14 protein-coding genes and 1 pseudogene are annotated in these 17,502 nt (G+C 59.8%); 6 read left to right on the top strand and 9 right to left on the bottom strand.

From position 1 onward, the window contains the following. Positions 1 to 146 precede the first annotated feature (146 nt). A complete protein-coding gene (locus E4P00_RS16325) occupies positions 147 to 2,147 on the top strand; it encodes a hypothetical protein (RefSeq protein ID WP_248132151.1) in 2,001 nt (666 codons plus the stop codon). A 272-nt stretch (positions 2,148 to 2,419) separates the two neighbouring features. Next, the gene (locus tag E4P00_RS16320) at positions 2,420 to 4,687 is read left to right on the top strand and encodes an autotransporter outer membrane beta-barrel domain-containing protein (protein WP_078821483.1); all 2,268 of its coding nucleotides are present in this window, start codon (positions 2,420 to 2,422) and stop codon (positions 4,685 to 4,687) included. Positions 4,688 to 4,748: 61 nt separating this feature from the next. On the opposite strand, the gene E4P00_RS16315 is transcribed toward E4P00_RS16320, so the two are convergent. The 6 genes from E4P00_RS16315 to E4P00_RS16290 all read right to left on the bottom strand — a co-directional run bounded on the left by E4P00_RS16315 (position 4,749) and on the right by E4P00_RS16290 (position 12,072). Continuing rightward, positions 4,749 to 5,210 (bottom strand): hypothetical protein, encoded by a 462-nt coding sequence (locus tag E4P00_RS16315; protein ID WP_032875821.1) that lies wholly within the window; start codon positions 5,208 to 5,210, stop codon positions 4,749 to 4,751. Between the two features lie 251 nt (positions 5,211 to 5,461). Next, a complete protein-coding gene (locus E4P00_RS16310; RefSeq protein ID WP_032875818.1) occupies positions 5,462 to 6,061 on the bottom strand; it encodes a LysE family translocator in 600 nt (199 codons plus the stop codon). A gap of 54 nt (positions 6,062 to 6,115) precedes the next feature. Continuing rightward, positions 6,116 to 6,955, bottom strand: coding sequence for an AraC family transcriptional regulator (locus E4P00_RS16305; protein ID WP_032875816.1), 840 nt, complete (start codon positions 6,953 to 6,955; stop codon positions 6,116 to 6,118). 72 nt (positions 6,956 to 7,027) lie between these two features. Further along, entirely contained in the window at positions 7,028 to 7,669 is a 642-nt protein-coding gene (locus tag E4P00_RS16300; protein ID WP_248132149.1) for a DUF1345 domain-containing protein, read from the bottom strand. 155 nt (positions 7,670 to 7,824) lie between these two features. Then, entirely contained in the window at positions 7,825 to 10,923 is a 3,099-nt protein-coding gene (locus E4P00_RS16295) for an efflux RND transporter permease subunit (protein WP_248132147.1), read from the bottom strand. 6 nt (positions 10,924 to 10,929) lie between these two features. Beyond that, the gene (locus E4P00_RS16290) at positions 10,930 to 12,072 is read right to left on the bottom strand and encodes an efflux RND transporter periplasmic adaptor subunit (RefSeq protein ID WP_248132145.1); all 1,143 of its coding nucleotides are present in this window, start codon (positions 12,070 to 12,072) and stop codon (positions 10,930 to 10,932) included. Between the two features lie 227 nt (positions 12,073 to 12,299). On the opposite strand from E4P00_RS16290, the gene E4P00_RS16285 reads away from it, so the two are divergent. Further along, positions 12,300 to 13,001 (top strand): response regulator transcription factor, encoded by a 702-nt coding sequence (locus E4P00_RS16285; RefSeq protein WP_005788610.1) that lies wholly within the window; start codon positions 12,300 to 12,302, stop codon positions 12,999 to 13,001. A gap of 3 nt (positions 13,002 to 13,004) precedes the next feature. After that, a complete protein-coding gene (locus tag E4P00_RS16280; protein ID WP_078821478.1) occupies positions 13,005 to 14,306 on the top strand; it encodes an ATP-binding protein in 1,302 nt (433 codons plus the stop codon). Here E4P00_RS16280 and E4P00_RS16275 read toward each other — a convergent pair whose 3' ends face one another. The 3 genes from E4P00_RS16275 to E4P00_RS16265 all read right to left on the bottom strand — a co-directional run bounded on the left by E4P00_RS16275 (position 14,307) and on the right by E4P00_RS16265 (position 16,088). Continuing rightward, a complete protein-coding gene (locus tag E4P00_RS16275; RefSeq protein WP_078821477.1) occupies positions 14,307 to 14,981 on the bottom strand; it encodes an anti-sigma factor in 675 nt (224 codons plus the stop codon). Beyond that, on the bottom strand, positions 14,978 to 15,505 hold the full coding sequence (locus tag E4P00_RS16270) for a sigma-70 family RNA polymerase sigma factor (RefSeq protein ID WP_103734303.1): 528 nt from the start codon (positions 15,503 to 15,505) through the stop codon (positions 14,978 to 14,980). Before E4P00_RS16270 ends, E4P00_RS16275 begins: the two co-directional genes overlap by 4 nt. A 61-nt stretch (positions 15,506 to 15,566) precedes the next feature. Next, the gene (locus E4P00_RS16265) at positions 15,567 to 16,088 is read right to left on the bottom strand and encodes a DUF3455 domain-containing protein (RefSeq protein ID WP_078821475.1); all 522 of its coding nucleotides are present in this window, start codon (positions 16,086 to 16,088) and stop codon (positions 15,567 to 15,569) included. 121 nt (positions 16,089 to 16,209) lie between these two features. Between E4P00_RS16265 and E4P00_RS16260 the strand changes: the two are divergent. Further along, positions 16,210 to 16,515 (top strand): annotated as a pseudogene (locus E4P00_RS16260) (SAM-dependent methyltransferase); the annotation flags it as partial. Positions 16,516 to 16,597: 82 nt separating this feature from the next. Further along, a complete protein-coding gene (locus tag E4P00_RS16255) occupies positions 16,598 to 17,383 on the top strand; it encodes a sulfite exporter TauE/SafE family protein (protein WP_078821474.1) in 786 nt (261 codons plus the stop codon). Positions 17,384 to 17,502: the final 119 nt, after the last annotated feature.

Here is a 17,502-nt window from a genome sequence, read left to right as displayed (position 1 = left end):
CTGAATGTAGTTGGTCGAAGAATCATTCGGCTGAAGAGAGTGTGTCCCGGTTTCAGTCTCCTGGCCGTAACTCAAGTGACTGAACGAGCGTTTGCGGCCCGCCAGTGCGCGCGGTGCCTATTCTAAAGCAGCAAGGAGAGACTGAAATGAGTAGAAAACGTGGTTCGACTACGACGCCAGCGCCTTTGGTTCTCAATGCACCCACGATTGACGAGGCGTTGGATGATGCGACTGGCCTTATCCCGGCGGTCGTCGCCCGTGTTGGCATTAACGTTCAGTTACGGACCGGGACAGCATCAAGGGGCACGGACTGGATGGGCGTTGAAATCCGGGATATCACTGTGAGCCCGCCTACCTGGACCACCTTGGTGGCGCCTTATCAAATCAACCAGACGCCCGTTCCTCCGATAATCAGCAGGTTTATTCCCGCGCGGGTACCTGAATTTCCACATGGCTACTACGAGCTCAGGAATACTCAATACCGTAATCAGGCCGGCATACCAGGCCCCTCCCTTGACTCCTCCAACCCGGGTGCTTTTCGGGTTGATACCATTGCACCCTATGCCGTAGCGACTTCACGCGAGCAGCCGCTTGTTCCAGTCTTCGCAAATGTGCCGCCGGGCACGGTCATTAACGATGCCTTCCTGATCGATCAAGGCGGCGTGGAGATTCAGATCCCCCCGAATGACTTTGGTCCACAGACTGGGCGATTCGAAGCGGGGGATATGATTAACGTGTACTTCAGCCCGGTGATGGACCCGCGCCCCGAGTATCTGGTGAGTGGCTCAGGTGTGCCTATGTTGCCATCCCCTGATGTAAGCACTTTTTTCCTGGCCAGGAACCTGATTATCCTGAGCGGGCTATATTATATTTTCTACACCATCACTGACCGGGCAGGTAACGTCAGCCGTCCCTCGTTCAATGATTTTCGAACAGTCTCGTTGTTGGACGATCCGCAGCCTTTGGAGCCGTTCCTGCCCTTGGCGCCGGCACCACGTGCCGGCAGCACGGATGATCTTCTCGATATTCAGGATTATCGTCAGGGGATTGAAGCCCACGTTGAAGATTATCCTGACCACGCCACTGGCCTGGACAAGTTCGAGATGCAATGGGAAGCACAGCCCTTTGGGCCGCAAACCGCTGAGCTGGTTGATTTTCCGGTGGTCTTCAGCAATATGAATGATGCGATTAAAGACGCATATACCGCAACGCTGGGGCCGCAGACGGTGACCCTGCGCTACCGTATCGAACGAAATGGCGTGTTTTTCCCTTCTCCTGATAAAACGGTGCGGCTTGACCTGTCGGTGGAGGGGCCTGTTCTTCCAGGCACTCTTGAACCCGGCGATGTAAACCCAGCGCTGAACCTGGCGCAGGTGTTCGGCGGGGGGCCCACTCCGGAGCTGAACACCCTGCGCATTGGCGATGCGAATCAACCCGTCACCATTGTGATCCCGCTCTGGACCATTGCAGCGCTGCCCCATGCGAATAACGAGTTTGTCCTGTTGTGGGGGGCTACGAAAGAGCGAGTAGGGCCTTTCCCCCTCAGCACGACAGTGCCCGGAGATGACGCGACGTTCACCATTCCTTGGGAGGTCGTTGCCCGCCACGGCAATGAGCTGCAGCCCGTCAGCTATGTGGTCATTGGCCCCGGCACCACGAATGAAAACCCGTCGGGCGTTACCATGGTCGACGTGATCGATGCAGTGAGGGTCGTACTGCCGCCTGCTGAGTTCTTACACCTTGACGCCAACGACGAGTGGAGTTGCCAATCGCTGCGAACCCGCGCGCCCGGAGCACCACCGACGCTTTACGCCGAGCTCTTCATTCCAGGCGATCCGAGGTTGGAGGTAGGTAATAGCGTGACGGTAACCGTTACGATCTTCAGTGAAGCCTTTGGCTTTCCACCGGGTCCATTCACGCAGACCTTTACCCACCCATCGTTGAGCCAAGGGGATAAGGACAATGGATTTGTCGTTGAAATCCCTTATCGTCCATTCCTGACCCAGTCCGTGCTTGGGCCTTGCGAGGTGACCTACTCAACGATCGTCAACACTGGGGCTACCGGTAACAGTGAATTGGCTGAGGTGTACACGGTATTTTCCAACCCTGAGACATACTGTGATGGGGTAACTATCGTAAGACCTTGAACTCAATGAAAAACGTTAAATACAAAAGGGAAGCACGGCTTCCCTTTTGTGTGTCTGACAGTTATGTATTGCTCCTTGTCGGAAAGACCTTCAGCTTCTTTGTTAAGTATGTTTTTCCAACACTCTAAAATATCAATCGCTACATCCATCTAAGATAAATCCTACAGCCATGGGTATGTTCGCTGCGTAACCTCTGCGCCGCACCGGTAAGGCTTCATTCCCAGGGAACGAGCCAAACCGTTTCGAAGGCTCCCCCCAGAGGATGAACTCACATGCGACTGTTAACTGAATTCGAGCTCAAACCTTTGAGCAAGATGATGAAGGTTCCAACTATTACTTTTTTGATGTTTGCGGCTGTGCATTCCACCGCTCAGGCAGACCACCTGATTGGTGAGTCAAAAACCATTGAAAGCAACGAACTCAATAATGACTGGCAGCTGGATTTCAGATCTGAACTGACCGTCAATGGTGCTCGGGCCCAACATATCCTGGTCAACGATTCGGCACTGATTGTCAATGCGGGCAGCCGCATCAATGACATCCGAGCCACCCAAGGCTCTTTAGTGAGCCTCGACGGCGCCACCGTTGATTCAAGCCACGCAGTGTTTGGTGCGGTGCGTCTGGATGACAGCGATGCGCTTATTAACGGCAGCAACATCACCAGCCATACCACCATGGGTCTGCAAGCGTTCCAGAGTCACGACTCTGACAAGGGCGGGGTAGCCGAAGTATTCAATAGCACCATCCGTGGTCACATCGGTGGCGCAGTGGCGACTGGCAACAGCGAGCTGCACTTTAACGACCACACGTTGGTCGAAGGTACCGGCGTCGATAGTTTTGGCGTGTCGCTCGATGGTGCAACGGCAACTGCCAGCCAAAAAAGCAGGATTATCGGTGGCAAGAACGGCGTGGTGTTCACCAATGACCTCAACAGCGCGAATACGGGCAAGTTGGTATTGGATAACTCCAGCGTCGAAGGCCGCAGCGGTGCCGCCATTGCCGTCAATGGTTTTCCCGGCGAGGCGATGGCCGTTGAGATCGATATACGCAACGGCTCGACCTTGATCGGCGGTAACGGCTCATTGCTGGAGGTCAACGGCGGCGCCGTGGCGAGCATGAATGTCGATAACAGCGACCTACGTGGCAACGTTATCGTCGAGGACGGCAGCACGGCGCATTTGAGCTTGCAAAACCGTGCCGGGCTGACGGGCCAACTGCAGAATGTCACCAGTCTAGCTGTCGGTGATCAGTCTTATTGGGCGTTGACAGGCGACAGCCAAGTGGGCGCCTTGAGCCTCGCCGGCGGTACGGTGAAGTTCGGTGATACCGATGCGTTCTACCAGTTGGACGTAGACAGCCTTGAGGGTAATGGCACCTTCGTCATGGGGACCGATTTCGCCCGTGGCATTACGGACTTCTTGAACGTCGAGGGCGAGGCCAAAGGCGACCACAAGCTGTTGCTCGCAGCCAGCGGTGCGGAACCGACCAACCCGCAAGATATCCGCGTCGTTCACACCGGCGGCGGTGATGCACAGTTTTCCCTGGTGGGCGATGTAGTCGATGTCGGCGCTTATTCCTATGGCCTGAAAAAGGAAGGTACCGACTGGTTCCTCGACCCGAACAACCGTGTGATCAGCCCCGGTACCCGCTCGGTATTGGCGCTGTTCAACACCGCACCGACCGTGTGGTACGGCGAGGCGACATCCCTGCGTTCGCGTATGGGCGAGCTGCGTTTCGAGCCTGGACAGGCGGGCGTGTGGATACGCGGTTATGGCAACAAGTACGAAGTGTCCGACAGCACCGGGATTGGCTACAGCCAGAACCAGCGGGGCTTTACCCTCGGTGCAGACACACCCTTGGCCGACAGCCAGTGGCTGGTGGGCGTAATGGCCGGTCACAGCACCTCTGACCTGAACCTCAAGCGCGGTACCTCGGGGAACGTGAAGAGTTACTACCTGGGTGCGTATGCGACCTGGCTGGACGAGGAGAGCGGCCTGTATTTCGATGCGGTGGCCAAGGTTAACCGCTTCCAGAATGAGTCCAAGGTGGGCCTGAGTGACGGCACCTCATCCAAGGGCAAGTACAACAATACCGGTGGCGGCCTGTCGGCTGAGTTCGGTCGTAACATCAAGCTGGACGACGGGTTCTTTATCGAACCTTACGCGCAAATGTCTACGGTGGTGATCCAGGGTGCCAATTACAGCCTGGATAATGGCTTGGAAGCCAAGGGTGAGCGTACGCGGTCGATCATGGCCAAGGCCGGCGCGACCGTCGGGCGGGATATACAGCTCGACTCCGGCAGTGTCGTGCAGCCTTATCTGCGCGCAGCGATGGTGCATGAGTTTGCCAACAACAATAAGGTCTCGGTGAACAACAATGTGTTCAACAACGACCTCTCTGGTTCTCGCGCCGAATTCGGGGCGGGTATGGCGGTGAAGCTCTCGCAGAACCTGCAGCTGCATGCCGACCTTGAGCACAGCAGCGGCGGCCGGGTTGAACAGCCTTGGGGCGCTAACGTAGGGGTGCGTTACACCTGGTAAAGACGTAACACACAACAACGCCCGTATCGAAAGATGCGGGCGCTTTTTTTTGCGAATAACATCAACTGGTCAGGTCGAAGTCGACGTCCAGGACGTGCGCATGCCCGTTAACATCATGATCGGTTGTAGCATGCAGCGTACCTCTGATTTTAATGACGCCGGCCGCGAGTCCCCGAATGATCAAAGTACCCTCAATGGCGCTCACTGTATAATGATCCTGGGGTAACTTTACTGAATACCAGACCTTAACATTCGTGAACTCTTGTTTTGCGAGGTCGATCTCCTGGCCTACCCGAACGTTATCGGGTATCTGAATGAATATTTCTTTTATGGTCACTGAGTTATCGGCGTGTCGGCCATTGATTCTATAGACAGCTTGTTCGAAGTCGTGCACCACGGTGGTGGTTTGAAATTCGATGGGGGATAAATCGACCTTCGCCTCGAAGAGGCCAGTCGCAGTAATTCGTTTGGGACGTAATGCCTTTTGTTGCGCCAAGGTTAACGGTTGCGCTAGTACGGTCATGATCGCTTCTCCATCGCTGATGATTGTGCGAGTAACAGAGGTCGGTGGGGCTCTGCCTTGTTCATGTAACAGCAGTGCATCGACGCCGTAAACTGTCAAAACTAACAGTATACAAATCTTGCTGCGTGTGGCTCTCTGGCGCCCGGCTTGCTTGGGCGTACGATGTATTAGATGCTTCTTGACGGGCGTGTCTACTGTTAGGAATGACAGTCTGGAAATTTAACTCTGTTTAGATCCCCTACCGAAGAATCTCACATGATCGTACTTATCCAGGTTGAACTCATGAGCAACAACGCCATGCATTGATTGAAACGTCGCTGCGCATGGGGGGACGCCAGCCATCGATTAGAGCCTGCCCCCAAGACTGCCCAGGCGCTGAGGCAAGGCAGCGATATCAAAAAAAATATCAGTGACAAAGACAGTATCCGTTTTTGCTGCTCTGCACCGTTGCCGGCAAATACGCTGACCACAGCGAGTGCCATCATCCAGGTCTTGGGGTTTATCAGCTGCAAGCACGCTGAGCCGAACAGGCCGAGTCGCCTGTGCGCAGATTGCTCCCCTATGACATGCGGCGGTGCGCTGAAGATCTGCCAGGCCAGGTAACTTAGCCAGGCCATGCCGACCCACTGCATCGCCGTTTGCACTCTGGGCATCTGCGCCAGCGACTGGCCCACACCGGAACCCACCAGCAGCACAATCCCCGACGCCCCCACACCAGCCCCCAGAATAATGGGCAATGCAGCCTTGAAGCCGTAACGGGCGCTGTTGCTCAGCACCAGGATATTGGTCGGGCCGGGGGTGATGGAGGCGACAAAGGCGAACAGCATGAAAGGCACGAACGTGGACAGCATGACGGGGGACTCCGGCGAGCTCATTTAGAGCGCCCATCTTCACAAGCCCGGGCGTTACCGGTCTGGAAGATTTGTGCAGCGTTTGCGGTACGCGGCCGGTGTCAGCCCATAAGCCCGCATGAACCAGCGGCCCAAATGACTTTGATCGGCGAAACCCAGGGCCATCGCCACGTCTGCCGGTTGATCGCCCTTGGCCAATAGATACCGGGCACGGGCCAGGCGCAGTTGCACCAGATACGCGTGGGGCGGCAGGCCGAAGGCGCTCTTGAACGCGCGGCTCAGGCGAAAGCGGTCGACGCCGCAGGCCAGCCCGAGTTCATCCATGCCGACGTCCTGATGCAGATGGGCGTGCAGGTATTCCCGGGCCTTGTGCGCCACCTGCGGCAAACGTGGGTCATCGCGGTAGCGCATGCGCCAATAGAGCTGGCCGGTGAGGCGTTCCAGCAAGTAGTCCAGCGCGCTCTGCCGCACGATCCGCAGTTCGCCGTGGTGCAAACTCTCAAACGCCTGACTGGTGGCCAGGGCCAGGCGTGGATCGCTGGCCAAGGTGCGGGCGAAACTCAACTGATGATGGGCGGGTGCTTCCTCGAAGACACTGGCGATTTCCCGTTCCAGCCACTGCGGGTCAAGGTAGAGCATGCGGTAAGTGAAGCCGTCGACCGTCGGGGCATTGCCGTCGTGGAGTTCTCCAGGCTCCAGCAGGAATACCTGCCCCGGCACGCTGTCATGGCGCATGCGCCGGCAGTTGAATTGCTGCACGCCTTGTTCGGTGACGCCCACCAGGTAGCTGTCGTGCCAATGGGGGTCATACGCATGGCCTTCGAAATGCGCGCGCAGGGTCTCGATACCGGTGTCGGCGTCCTGGGACAAGTCGATCCAATTGTGCGCAGGCATACAACACCGAGGCGGAAAGTGAAGGGCTATTAGCGGCAACACCGGGGTGGGCGTCTAGAAGGTTTGTGCAGTCTAGCCAAACAACCCGGCGGCGATGTTGATCGAAAAGCCCAGAATAGCAGTGTTGAACAAAAAACCGATCAACGACTGCCCCAGCACCACCTTGCGCAGGCCACGGGTGGCGACGCCCACATCCGAGGTTTGTACCGCTACGCCGATGGTGAAGGAAAAGTACAGGAAGTCCCAATAGTTGGGCGTGAGCAAGCCTTCGGCAAAACGTAGGGCGGGCTCCTTGCCTGGCCAAGTGTAATAGAGCCTGGCGTAGTGCACGCTGAAAATCACCCCGATCAATAGCCACGAGCCGATCACCGTCAGCCCGGTAAAACCGTAGTGCAGCAGGCGCTCGGAAGCAGCCAGGTCCTTGCTGCCCACCAGTTCGAAGGTGATGGTCGCCAGGCTGGCGATGGCGGCAATGCACACCATGAACAGCACCAGGCCGGCGTTCTCGTCTTCGATTTCGGCGATGCGCTTGACGTCTTCGGCCTTGGCGCAAATGGTCAACCACAGCATCAGTATCAGGTAGGTCCAGACCCCGGCGTTCCAGCCGATCAGGATTTTGCTGGCAAGGGTGTCAGCCGGTACCAGAATGCCCACGGCAAGGCCCAGTACGGCGGCAGACGAGAGGCGAGGGTGGGTGCGGGCGAGGAAGGACATGGTTGGTCACAGCTGGCGATAGTTGAGCAGACTGTACCTGATCCTGTGGGAGGGGGCTTGCTCCCGATTGCGGTGTATCAGTGCCAAATAGGCTGGCTGACACATTGCAATCGGGAGCAAGCCCCCTCCCACATTTTTTATCGCGTGCGGCGGGATTATTGCGCTTTGTGGCGCTTGCGCACCAGCTTCATCACCACCACAAAGAACACCGGCACAAACACCACCGCCAAGGTCGCCGTGATCATCCCGCCAATCACACCGGTACCAATTGCCTGCTGGCTGGCCGAACTGGCCCCGGTGGCAATTGCCAGCGGCACCACGCCGAGGATAAACGCCAGCGAGGTCATGATGATCGGTCGCAGTCGCAACCGCGCCGCCTTCAAGGTGGCGTCGATCAAGTCCTCGCCCTGGTCATACAGGTCCTTGGCGAACTCGATGATCAGGATCGCGTTTTTCGCCGACAGGCCGATGATGGTGATCAGGCCGACCTTGAAGAACACGTCGTTGGGCATCCCGCGCAAGGACACCGCCAGCACCGCTCCCAGTACGCCCAGCGGCACCACCAGCAACACCGAGGTCGGGATCGACCAGCTTTCATACAGCGCGGCCAGGCACAGGAACACGATCAGCAAGGACAGGCCCAACAGCAACGGTGCCTGGGAGCCGGACAAGCGCTCCTGCAAGGACAACCCGGTCCATTCCTGGCCCAGCCCGGCGGGCAACTGGCTGACCAGGCGCTGGATTTCTTCCATGGCCTCGCCGGTGCTGTGCCCCGGCGCCGCTTCACCGCTGATGGCGATGGCTGGGTAGCCGTTGTAGCGGGTCAACTGCGTCGGGCCCTGGGTCCACTTGGCTTCGACAAAGGCCGACAGCGGCACCATCTTGCCGGCGTTGTTGCGCACGTTGATCTTCATCAGGTCGGCCACCTGGCTGCGCTGGTCGCCTTCGGCCTGCACCACCACCCGCTGCATACGGCCCTGGTTGGGGAAGTCATTGATATACGCCGAACCAATCGCCGAGGAGAGCACATTGCCGACGTCGGCAAACGACACGCCCAAGGCATTGGCTTGCTTGCGGTCGACTTCCAGTTGCACTTGCGGGGCTTCGGCCAGGGCGCTTTCGCGCACGTTGGCCAGGATCGGGCTTTTTGCCGCAGCGTCCAGCAGTTCGGTACGCGCAGCCATCAACCCGGCGTGGCCAACGCCGCCACGGTCCTGCAGGCGGAACTCGAAACCACTGGAGGTGCCGAGGCCGTCTACCGGCGGTGGCAGGACGGCATAGGCAATCGCATCCTTGAGTTCGCTGAAGGCCATGTTGGCGCGGTCGGCAATCGACGCTGCCGAATCATCACTGCCGCGTTCCGACCAGTCCTTGAGCGTGGTAAATGCCAGCGCCGCGTTCTGTCCGGAACCGGAGAAACTGAAGCCCATGATCATGGTGGTGTCGCCCACCCCAGGCTCGCCTGCGTTGTGCGCTTCGATCTGTTCGGCCACCTGCACCGTGCGGTTCTTGCTGGCACCCGGCGGCAGCTGGATATCGGTGATGGTGTAGCCCTGATCTTCCACCGGCAGGAACGAGGAGGGCAGGCGGCTGAACAACAGCCCCATGCCCACCAGCAATACCAGGTAGATCAGCAGGTAGCGGCCGCTGCGCTTGAGGGCATAGGCCACCCAGCCTTCATAACGGTCGGTGAGTTGCTCGAAGCGTCGGTTGAACCAGCCGAAGAAGCCACCCTTGGCATGGTGCTCGCCCTTGGCAATCGGCTTGAGCAAGGTGGCGCACAGGGCCGGCGTCAAGGTCAGGGCCAGGAACGCCGAGAACAGGATCGAGGTGGCCATCGACAGCGAGAACTGCTGGTAGATCACCCCCACAGAACCGGGCATGAACGCCATCGGCAGGAACACCGCCACCAGCACTAGGGTGATACCGACGATGGCACCGGTGATCTGGCCCATGGCTTTTTTCGTCGCGTCCTTGGGTGACAAGCCCTCGGTGGCCATGATGCGTTCGACGTTTTCCACTACCACGATGGCATCGTCCACCAGTATGCCGATGGCCAGCACCATGCCGAACATGGTCAGTACGTTGATCGAGAAGCCCAGCAGCAACATGGTGGCAAAGGTGCCCATCAGTGCAATCGGCACCACCAGCGTGGGGATCAGGGTGTAGCGCACGTTCTGCAGGAACAGGAACATCACCGCAAACACCAGCGCCATGGCCTCAAGCAAGGTGTAGACCACCTTGGTGATCGAGACCTTGACGAACGGCGAGGTGTCGTAGGGGATCTTGTATTCCACATTGGCCGGGAAGTAGCGCGACAGTTCGTCCATCTTCGCCCGCACCAGGGTCGCGGTGCTCAGCGCGTTGGCGCCCGGCGACAGCTGCACGCTGACGGCGGTGGAGGGCTTGCCGTTCAGACGGGTTGAGAACTGGTATTCCTGGCTGCCGACTTCCACGCGCGCCACATCGCCGATGCGCACGGTGGAGCCGTCGGGGTTGGCCTTGAGGACAATGTCGGCGAACTCCGCCGGGGTCGACAATTGCCCCTTGACCAGGATCGCCGCAGTGATTTCCTGGGTGTTGGTGCCCGGCAAGTCACCAATGCTGCCTGCCGAGACCTGGGCGTTCTGCGCACTGATTGCAGCATTGACGTCTGCCGGCGTGAGGTTGAAACCGATCAGCTTCTGCGGGTCGATCCAGATACGCATCGCCCGCTCGGCGCCATACAGCTGGGCCTTGCCGACGCCGTCCAGGCGCTTGAGTTCGTTCATCACGTTGCGCGCCAGGTAATCGCTGAGCGCAACGTCATCGAGCTTGCCGTCGCTGGAGGTCAAGGTCACCAGCAACAGGAAGCCGGCGGAGACTTTTTCCACCTGCAAGCCTTGCTGGGTTACCGCTTGCGGCAGGCGCGGCTCGACCACCTTGAGGCGGTTCTGCACATCCACCTGGGCCATTTCCGGGTTGGTACCCGGCTGGAAGGTCGCGGTAATGGTGGCCGAACCCAGGCTGCTCTGGGATTCGAAATACAGCAGGTGATCAGCACCGTTGAGCTCTTGCTCGATCAGGCTGACCACGCTTTCATCCAGGGTCTGGGCCGAGGCACCCGGGTACACCGCATAGATTTCCACCTGCGGTGGCGCGACGTTGGGGTACTGGGCTACCGGCAACTGCGGGATCGCCAGGAAGCCAGCCAGCAGGATAAACAGGGCCACCACCCAGGCAAAAATCGGGCGGTCAATAAAGAACTGCGGCATGACGGGTTATTCCTTTACGAGCGGGCTGTCGTCCACTTCAACTTTTTCACCGGGGCGCGCGTGTTGCAGGCCCTCGACGATGATGCGGTCGCCGGGCTTGAGGCCGCTGCTGACAATCCAGCGATCTTCGATCACCGCGCCCAATTCCACCGGCTGCTGGCTGACGGTCTGCTCGGCGTCCAGCAGCAACACCATCGGGATGCCGGCGCTGTCACGGGTGATGGCACGTTGCGGCACGCTGATGCCTTGCTTGTCCACGGCCTGCTCCAGGCGCACCCGTACGAAACTGCCGGGTAACAGGTCGAGGTCCGGGTTGGGGAACTCGCTGCGCAGCGTGATTTGCCCGGTGCCCGGGTCAACGCTGATCTCGGCGAACAGCAGTTTGCCCGGCAACGGGTACAGGCTGCCGTCGTCCTGGATCAGGGTGGCCTTGGCCTGGTCCTGGCCGACCTGTTTCAGGCTGCCGGCACGAAAGGCGCGGCGCAGGTCGTTCAACTCGCGGGTGGACTGGGTGAGGTCGGCGTGGATCGGGTCCAGTTGCTGGATGATCGCCAGCGGCGTGGCTTCGTTCTGGCCGACCAGCGCGCCTTCGGTCACCAGGGCACGGCCGATGCGCCCGGAAATCGGCGCGGTCACGGTGGCATAGCCCAGGTTCAACTTGGCACGCTCGACGGCGGCCTTGTTGGCGGCGATTTCGGCGTTGGCCTGGCGTAGCGCGGCACGGGCGTTGTCGTATTCCTGGCCGCTGATGGCGTTGCCTTCGACCAACTGGCTGTAGCGCTGCTCTTGCAGGCGGGCCTGGAACGCATTGGCTTCGGCCTTGCTCAGGTTGGCCTGGGCGCTGTCCAGGTCAGCCTTGAAGGGCGCCGGGTCGATGCGGAACAGCACGTCGCCCTGTTTCACATCGTGACCTTCCTTGAACACACGCTGCATGACCACACCGGCCACTCGGGCACGCACTTCGGCAATGCGCGGCGCGGCGATACGCCCGCTCAGTTCGCTGGTAATGGACAGGGGCTTGGCCTGCAGGGTTTCGATGCGCACTTTGGCCAGGGGCATTTCCGGCGCCTCGTCTGCAGACTGACCACACGCGCTCAGCGCCAGTGTGAGGGCCAACAGGCAAAACGGCGCAAATAGATTCTTCGACATGCTCTTATCCCAATATTGACTGGCGCATCCTAAAGTCACCTGCGCCGTGGTGCTGTGAAGCTGTGTAGGTCGTGTGTGAAGAAGTGTAAGGTACGGCGCGCGTGGCGTCGGGGGCGTATATCCTTGCACAACCTTGCTTACAATGAAGATCAAATGTGGGAGGGAGCAAGCCCCTTCCCACATGGGATTTGTGTACGACTTATCAGTGTATTTTCTGGAAACACCCTATGCCCAACATCCTTCTGGTCGAAGACGACGCCGCACTCTCCGAGCTGATCGCCAGCTACCTGGAACGCAATGGCTATCACGTCAGTGTGCTCAGCCGCGGCGACCACGTACGCGAACGTGCGCGTCTCAACCCGCCGGACCTGGTGATCCTCGACCTGATGTTGCCGGGCCTCGACGGCCTGCAAGTCTGCCGCCTGCTGCGCGCCGACTCGGCGGGCCTGCCGATCCTGATGCTGACCGCCCGCGACGACAGCCACGACCAGGTGCTGGGCCTGGAAATGGGGGCCGACGATTATGTGACCAAACCCTGCGAGCCGCGCGTGCTGCTGGCCCGGGTGCGCACGCTGCTGCGCCGTAGCAGCCTGTCCGAGCCCCAGGTGGCCAACGACCGGATCATCATGGGCAACCTGTGTATCGACCTGTCGGAACGCACCGTTACCTGGCGCGAGCAGGCGGTGGAGCTGTCCAGCGGCGAATACAACCTGCTGGTGGTACTGGCGCGCCACGCCGGTGAAGTGCTCAGCCGCGACCAGATCCTGCAACGCCTTCGCGGCATCGAGTTCAACGGTACCGATCGCTCGGTGGACGTGGCCATTTCCAAGTTGCGGCGCAAGTTCGACGACCACGCCGGCGAGGCGCGCAAGATCAAGACCGTGTGGGGCAAGGGTTATCTGTTCAGCCGCTCCGAGTGGGAATGCTGAACCATGTTCCGTGTACTGCTACGCCTCTACCTGATCACTATCGTCACCTACAGTGCAGCCATCTTTCTGATTCCCAAGCTGGTGATCCAACTGTTCGAACACCGCTACATGGACTACAACATCGAACAGTCCCGTGGCCTGCAAAAGCTGATGGTCAAGCAATACCAGCGCGCACCGGTGGAGCACTGGTCCCAGGTGACCGACCAGTTGAGTCGCGATTTTGCGCCATTGAAGGTTGAACTGTTGCTGCGTCAGGACGCTCGCTATACGCCGCAGGAAGAACAACTGCTGGAGCAAGGCAAGTCGGTGATCCGCCTGGGCGAGTGGGGCTGGATGGAAGAAATCAGCTCGCCGATCAACCAGCAGTTCGCGGTCAAGCTGACCATTCCGCCGGACCCGCTGGACATGAACCTGCTGTACTGGTCGATGAACGTGCTGATCGGCGCGGCGCTGCTGGCGTGCCTGCTGGTGTGGCTGCGCCCGCACTGGCGTGACCTGGAGCGCCTCAAAAGCACCGCCGCGCTGTTGGGCAAGGGCCACCTTGGAGAGCGCACGCGCCTTCCGCCCAGCTCCAGCATCGGCAGCCTGGCGACGGTGTTCGACACCATGGCCGACGATATCGAGCACCTGCTGAACCAGCAGCGCGACTTGCTCAATGCGGTCTCCCATGAACTGCGCACACCGCTCACCCGCCTGGATTTCGGCCTGGCGCTGGCGCTCTCCGAAGACTTGCCCCAGGCCAGTCGCGAGCGTCTGCAAAGCCTGGTGGCGCATATTCGCGAGCTGGATGAACTGGTGCTGGAATTGCTGTCCTACAGCCGCCTGCAAAATCCTGCGCAATTGCCCGAACGGGTCGAGGTGGCGCTCGATGAGTTTATCGACAGCGTGCTGGGCAGCGTCGACGACGAGCTGGAAAACCCCGAGATTGTCATCGACGTGGCGCTCGACTGCACCGTGGAGCGCTTCAGCCTCGACCCGCGCCTTACCGCCCGCGCCTTGCAGAACCTGCTGCGCAACGCGACGCGCTATTGCGACAAACGCATTCAGGTGGGGGTCAAGGTGTGTCCCAACGGCTGCGAAATCTGGGTGGACGACGACGGCATCGGCATACCGATGGACCAGCGCGAGCGCATCTTCGAACCGTTCTACCGCCTGGACCGCAGCCGCGACCGTGCCACCGGCGGCTTCGGCCTGGGCCTGGCGATCAGCCGACGTGCCCTGGAGGCCCAGGGCGGCACCTTGACAGCCCTGGCCTCGCCTCTGGGCGGAGCGCGGTTTCGGGTGTGGTTGCCCAGCGCAAGCTGATCAGAGCACTTTGACCGCGCGGCCGATGGCCTGGATCGGCCCGGTCGGTTTACCGGTCGGCGAGCCACGCGGGTCTTCCAGGGTCAGCTCGAACAGCTGGTTGGGCGCAAGCGGCGGCAGCTTGTCCAGCGGTACCGAGAGCGTTTGCCCTGGCTTGACCAGCCCCAACGACACCGGAGCCTGCCAGCCATCGCCTTTGGTCCAGAACTGCAGGGCTTTGTCGTTCGGTACTTCCATTACGCCTAGCGGAATCAGTTGGATCTGTTGGTCATGGCTGGCCTGGATCACCCAACCGGGTGTCTGGCTCTGTGGCGCAACCAACACCACCACAAACGTCGAGTCGGCTACGGGCGGGCGGGTCAGCAACAGTGCGGCCAACACCAGTGTGGTCACCAAACCTGCGCCAGCCAATCCACGCCAGAGCGACAGCAGGTTCCACCAAGGCACGCCGGCATCCTGGTTTGCCGTGCTGTGTTCAATGCGCCGCCACAGCTGTGCGGACGGCGGCACGGGCTCGGCCAAGGCGGTCAGTGGGAGCAGACGCTGTTCCCAGGCATCCACCGCCGCACGCAGCTCGCTGTCATGTTTCAAGCGTTGCTCGACCTCGGCGCGTTGGTTGGCGGGCAGGGTGCCCAGCACGTATTCGCTGGCGAGTTCATCCAGTGGGTTGCTCATGCCATGCACTCGCGCAGCGCGACGAGGCTCCGTTTGATCCAGGCTTTGACGGTGCCCAGGGGCGTGTCCAGTTTCCGGGCGATTTCGTTGTGGGAATAACCGTCGACATAGGCGTGAAGAATGCACGTGCGACGGGTCGGGTCGAGTTGTTCCAGGCAGTTGTACACCTGGCCTTCTCGGGCGCTGAATTCGAAGCTGTCATTGGCGGCGGCGAGCTGCTCGTGTTCATCGCTCAATGCCACTTCCCGGTAGTGATTGCGCACGGCATTGAGCGCCAGGTGCCGGGTGATGCTGAACACCCAGCCCCGTGCCGAACCGCGGCTTGGGTCGAAACTGCCAGCGCCGCGCCAGACCTTGATAAACGCGTCATGCACGACATCTTCGGCCAGGGCTTTGTCACGCACAATGCGCAACGCCACGCCAAGCAAGCGGCTGCTGTCCTCGGCATAGAGTTGGCGCAAGGCGCGTTGGTCGCCACGGGCACATGCCGCCAGGCAGGCTTGATAATCAAACAAACACGGCATCCTTAAAATGGCTGAGTCCTGTGGCGAGCGCACTCGCCACAGACAGCGTAGCCGAGTTTGCTCAGTTGGCCGCCCAGAAGATGTAGTCGGCCTGATACTTCACCACAGCCTGCTGGCCTTTGTTCGCCACCGTGCATTCGCTGCTAGGCGCCACACCGCCTTTGAGGGCGACCCGCTGGATGTAACTCACCCCGCTCATGGCACCTTTACCTTCAGCCGGGTTGGCCTTGACCAGTTGATAGGGCAGGTTGCCTGCACTTGAAGGTGCTACCGCCAGTTGGGTACCGGTGATTTTCGAGCCGTCCTGGGCTTGCCAGGTGGCGGGCGGGCCGAAGTAGCTGCCCACCGGCTTGCCGCTGCGGTCATTCAACACGGCTTTGGGGCCGACAAAGAACCACTCGGTCTGGCCGACGGCGTTGGCTTTGTCACGGCATTCGTAGGTGATTTCGCCGACCCCGGTGGTTTCCATCGTAATCTTGTGCCCGTCGGGCACCTTGATACTTTCAGGCAAGCCGGTCTGGGCGAAAATCGCAGGCGCGGCGGTGAGTGCAGCCGCGAAGCAGAACAGTGTTTTAGCGTTCATGGGTAGTGCTCCATTTGAGTAAAACAGCGGGGTGACTGCAAGGACTACACGCGACACGCCCGATTGGATGCACCGGTTAGAAAATAAACTTCAGAGGGCGCACACTGTGCGCCCGCACCCGCCCTATGAGGCGACACGCCGCGTTTTCATACAGGGCGTTGGCGCGAAGCCTTCACGGGTGAGTACTTTTCCGCACCTGAAATGAGCTGTTTTGCGTATCAGCATGTGGCAACCCCAGGAAGTGATCATGGATCGCTTCCTGTCGGTAAGCTTCATCGCGGCGCTACCAGCCGCGCAAAAGGCCACGGCGACCGAGCCATTGTGCGAGTTGATCGACACACACCCAGCGCTGCGTGGGCGTGACACTGTAGCGTTCCGGTATCAGATTCAGCCCTATGTCTGCCATCGTCTGGCAGAAAAGGCATAAAGTCAGATCATATTGATATAAGTGGTTATAAGAAAAATCGCTATCCTGCGCCCAGAAATTTATAAGGCCGCAGGTAGCTGTAATGGATGTGGGTAATATTGGTTTCGTGGTTGCCGGCCTGATCGTTGGTTTTATCGTCGGCATGACCGGTGTCGGTGGAGGCTCCCTGATGACGCCGATTCTGTTGTGGTTCGGTATCAATCCGGCCACGGCGGTGGGCACTGACTTGCTGTATGCCGCCATCACCAAGTCCGGTGGTGTGCTGGTGCACAGCAAGAACCGCAACATCGACTGGACCATCACTGGCTGGCTGACCTTGGGCAGTGTGCCGGCGGTGCTTTTGACGTTGTGGTTCCTGGCCAGCCTGCACACCGACCCCAGCGCGATGAATGCGGTGATCAAGCAGGCGCTGGGCTTTGTGCTGTTGCTGACCGCATTGGCGATCCTGTTCAAGAAAAGCCTGTTGGCCTTTGCTCAGCGACATGCCGGTGATGACTACCACATGCGCCCGCGCAACCTGAACGCCCTGACCGTGGTGACCGGCGCGGTCCTTGGCACCATGGTAGCCCTGACGTCCATTGGCGCCGGGGCCCTCGGCACGGTGGCGCTGTTTATCCTGTATCCGTTCCTGGCCACGCGCCGTCTGGTGGGCACCGAAATTGCCCATGCCGTGCCCCTGACCCTGGTGGCGGGCCTGGGCCACGCGAGCATGGGCAATATGGACTGGCATCTGCTGGGCTTCTTGCTGATGGGCTCGTTGCCGGGGATCTACTTCGGCAGCCATATGACCGGCAAGATCTCCGACAGCGTCTTACGCCCGTGCCTGGCGGTCATGTTGATGGCGGTGGGGTACAAGCTGGCGTTCTGAGCCGCATGTGCTCCACATGTGGGAGGGGGCTTGCTCCCGATGGCTGCCTCAGGGCCGACCAGGATGTTGGATCAGACCGAGTACATATCCGTTATTTGGGTAACGGCTGATATTGGTTC

This window comes from Pseudomonas sp. B329, assembly GCF_023127835.1.
Taxonomy (GTDB): Bacteria; Pseudomonadota; Gammaproteobacteria; order Pseudomonadales; family Pseudomonadaceae; genus Aquipseudomonas; species Aquipseudomonas synxantha_A.
The sequence above is the reverse complement of the archived record's forward strand: the minus strand, read 5'-3'. Positions and strand labels throughout refer to the sequence as shown.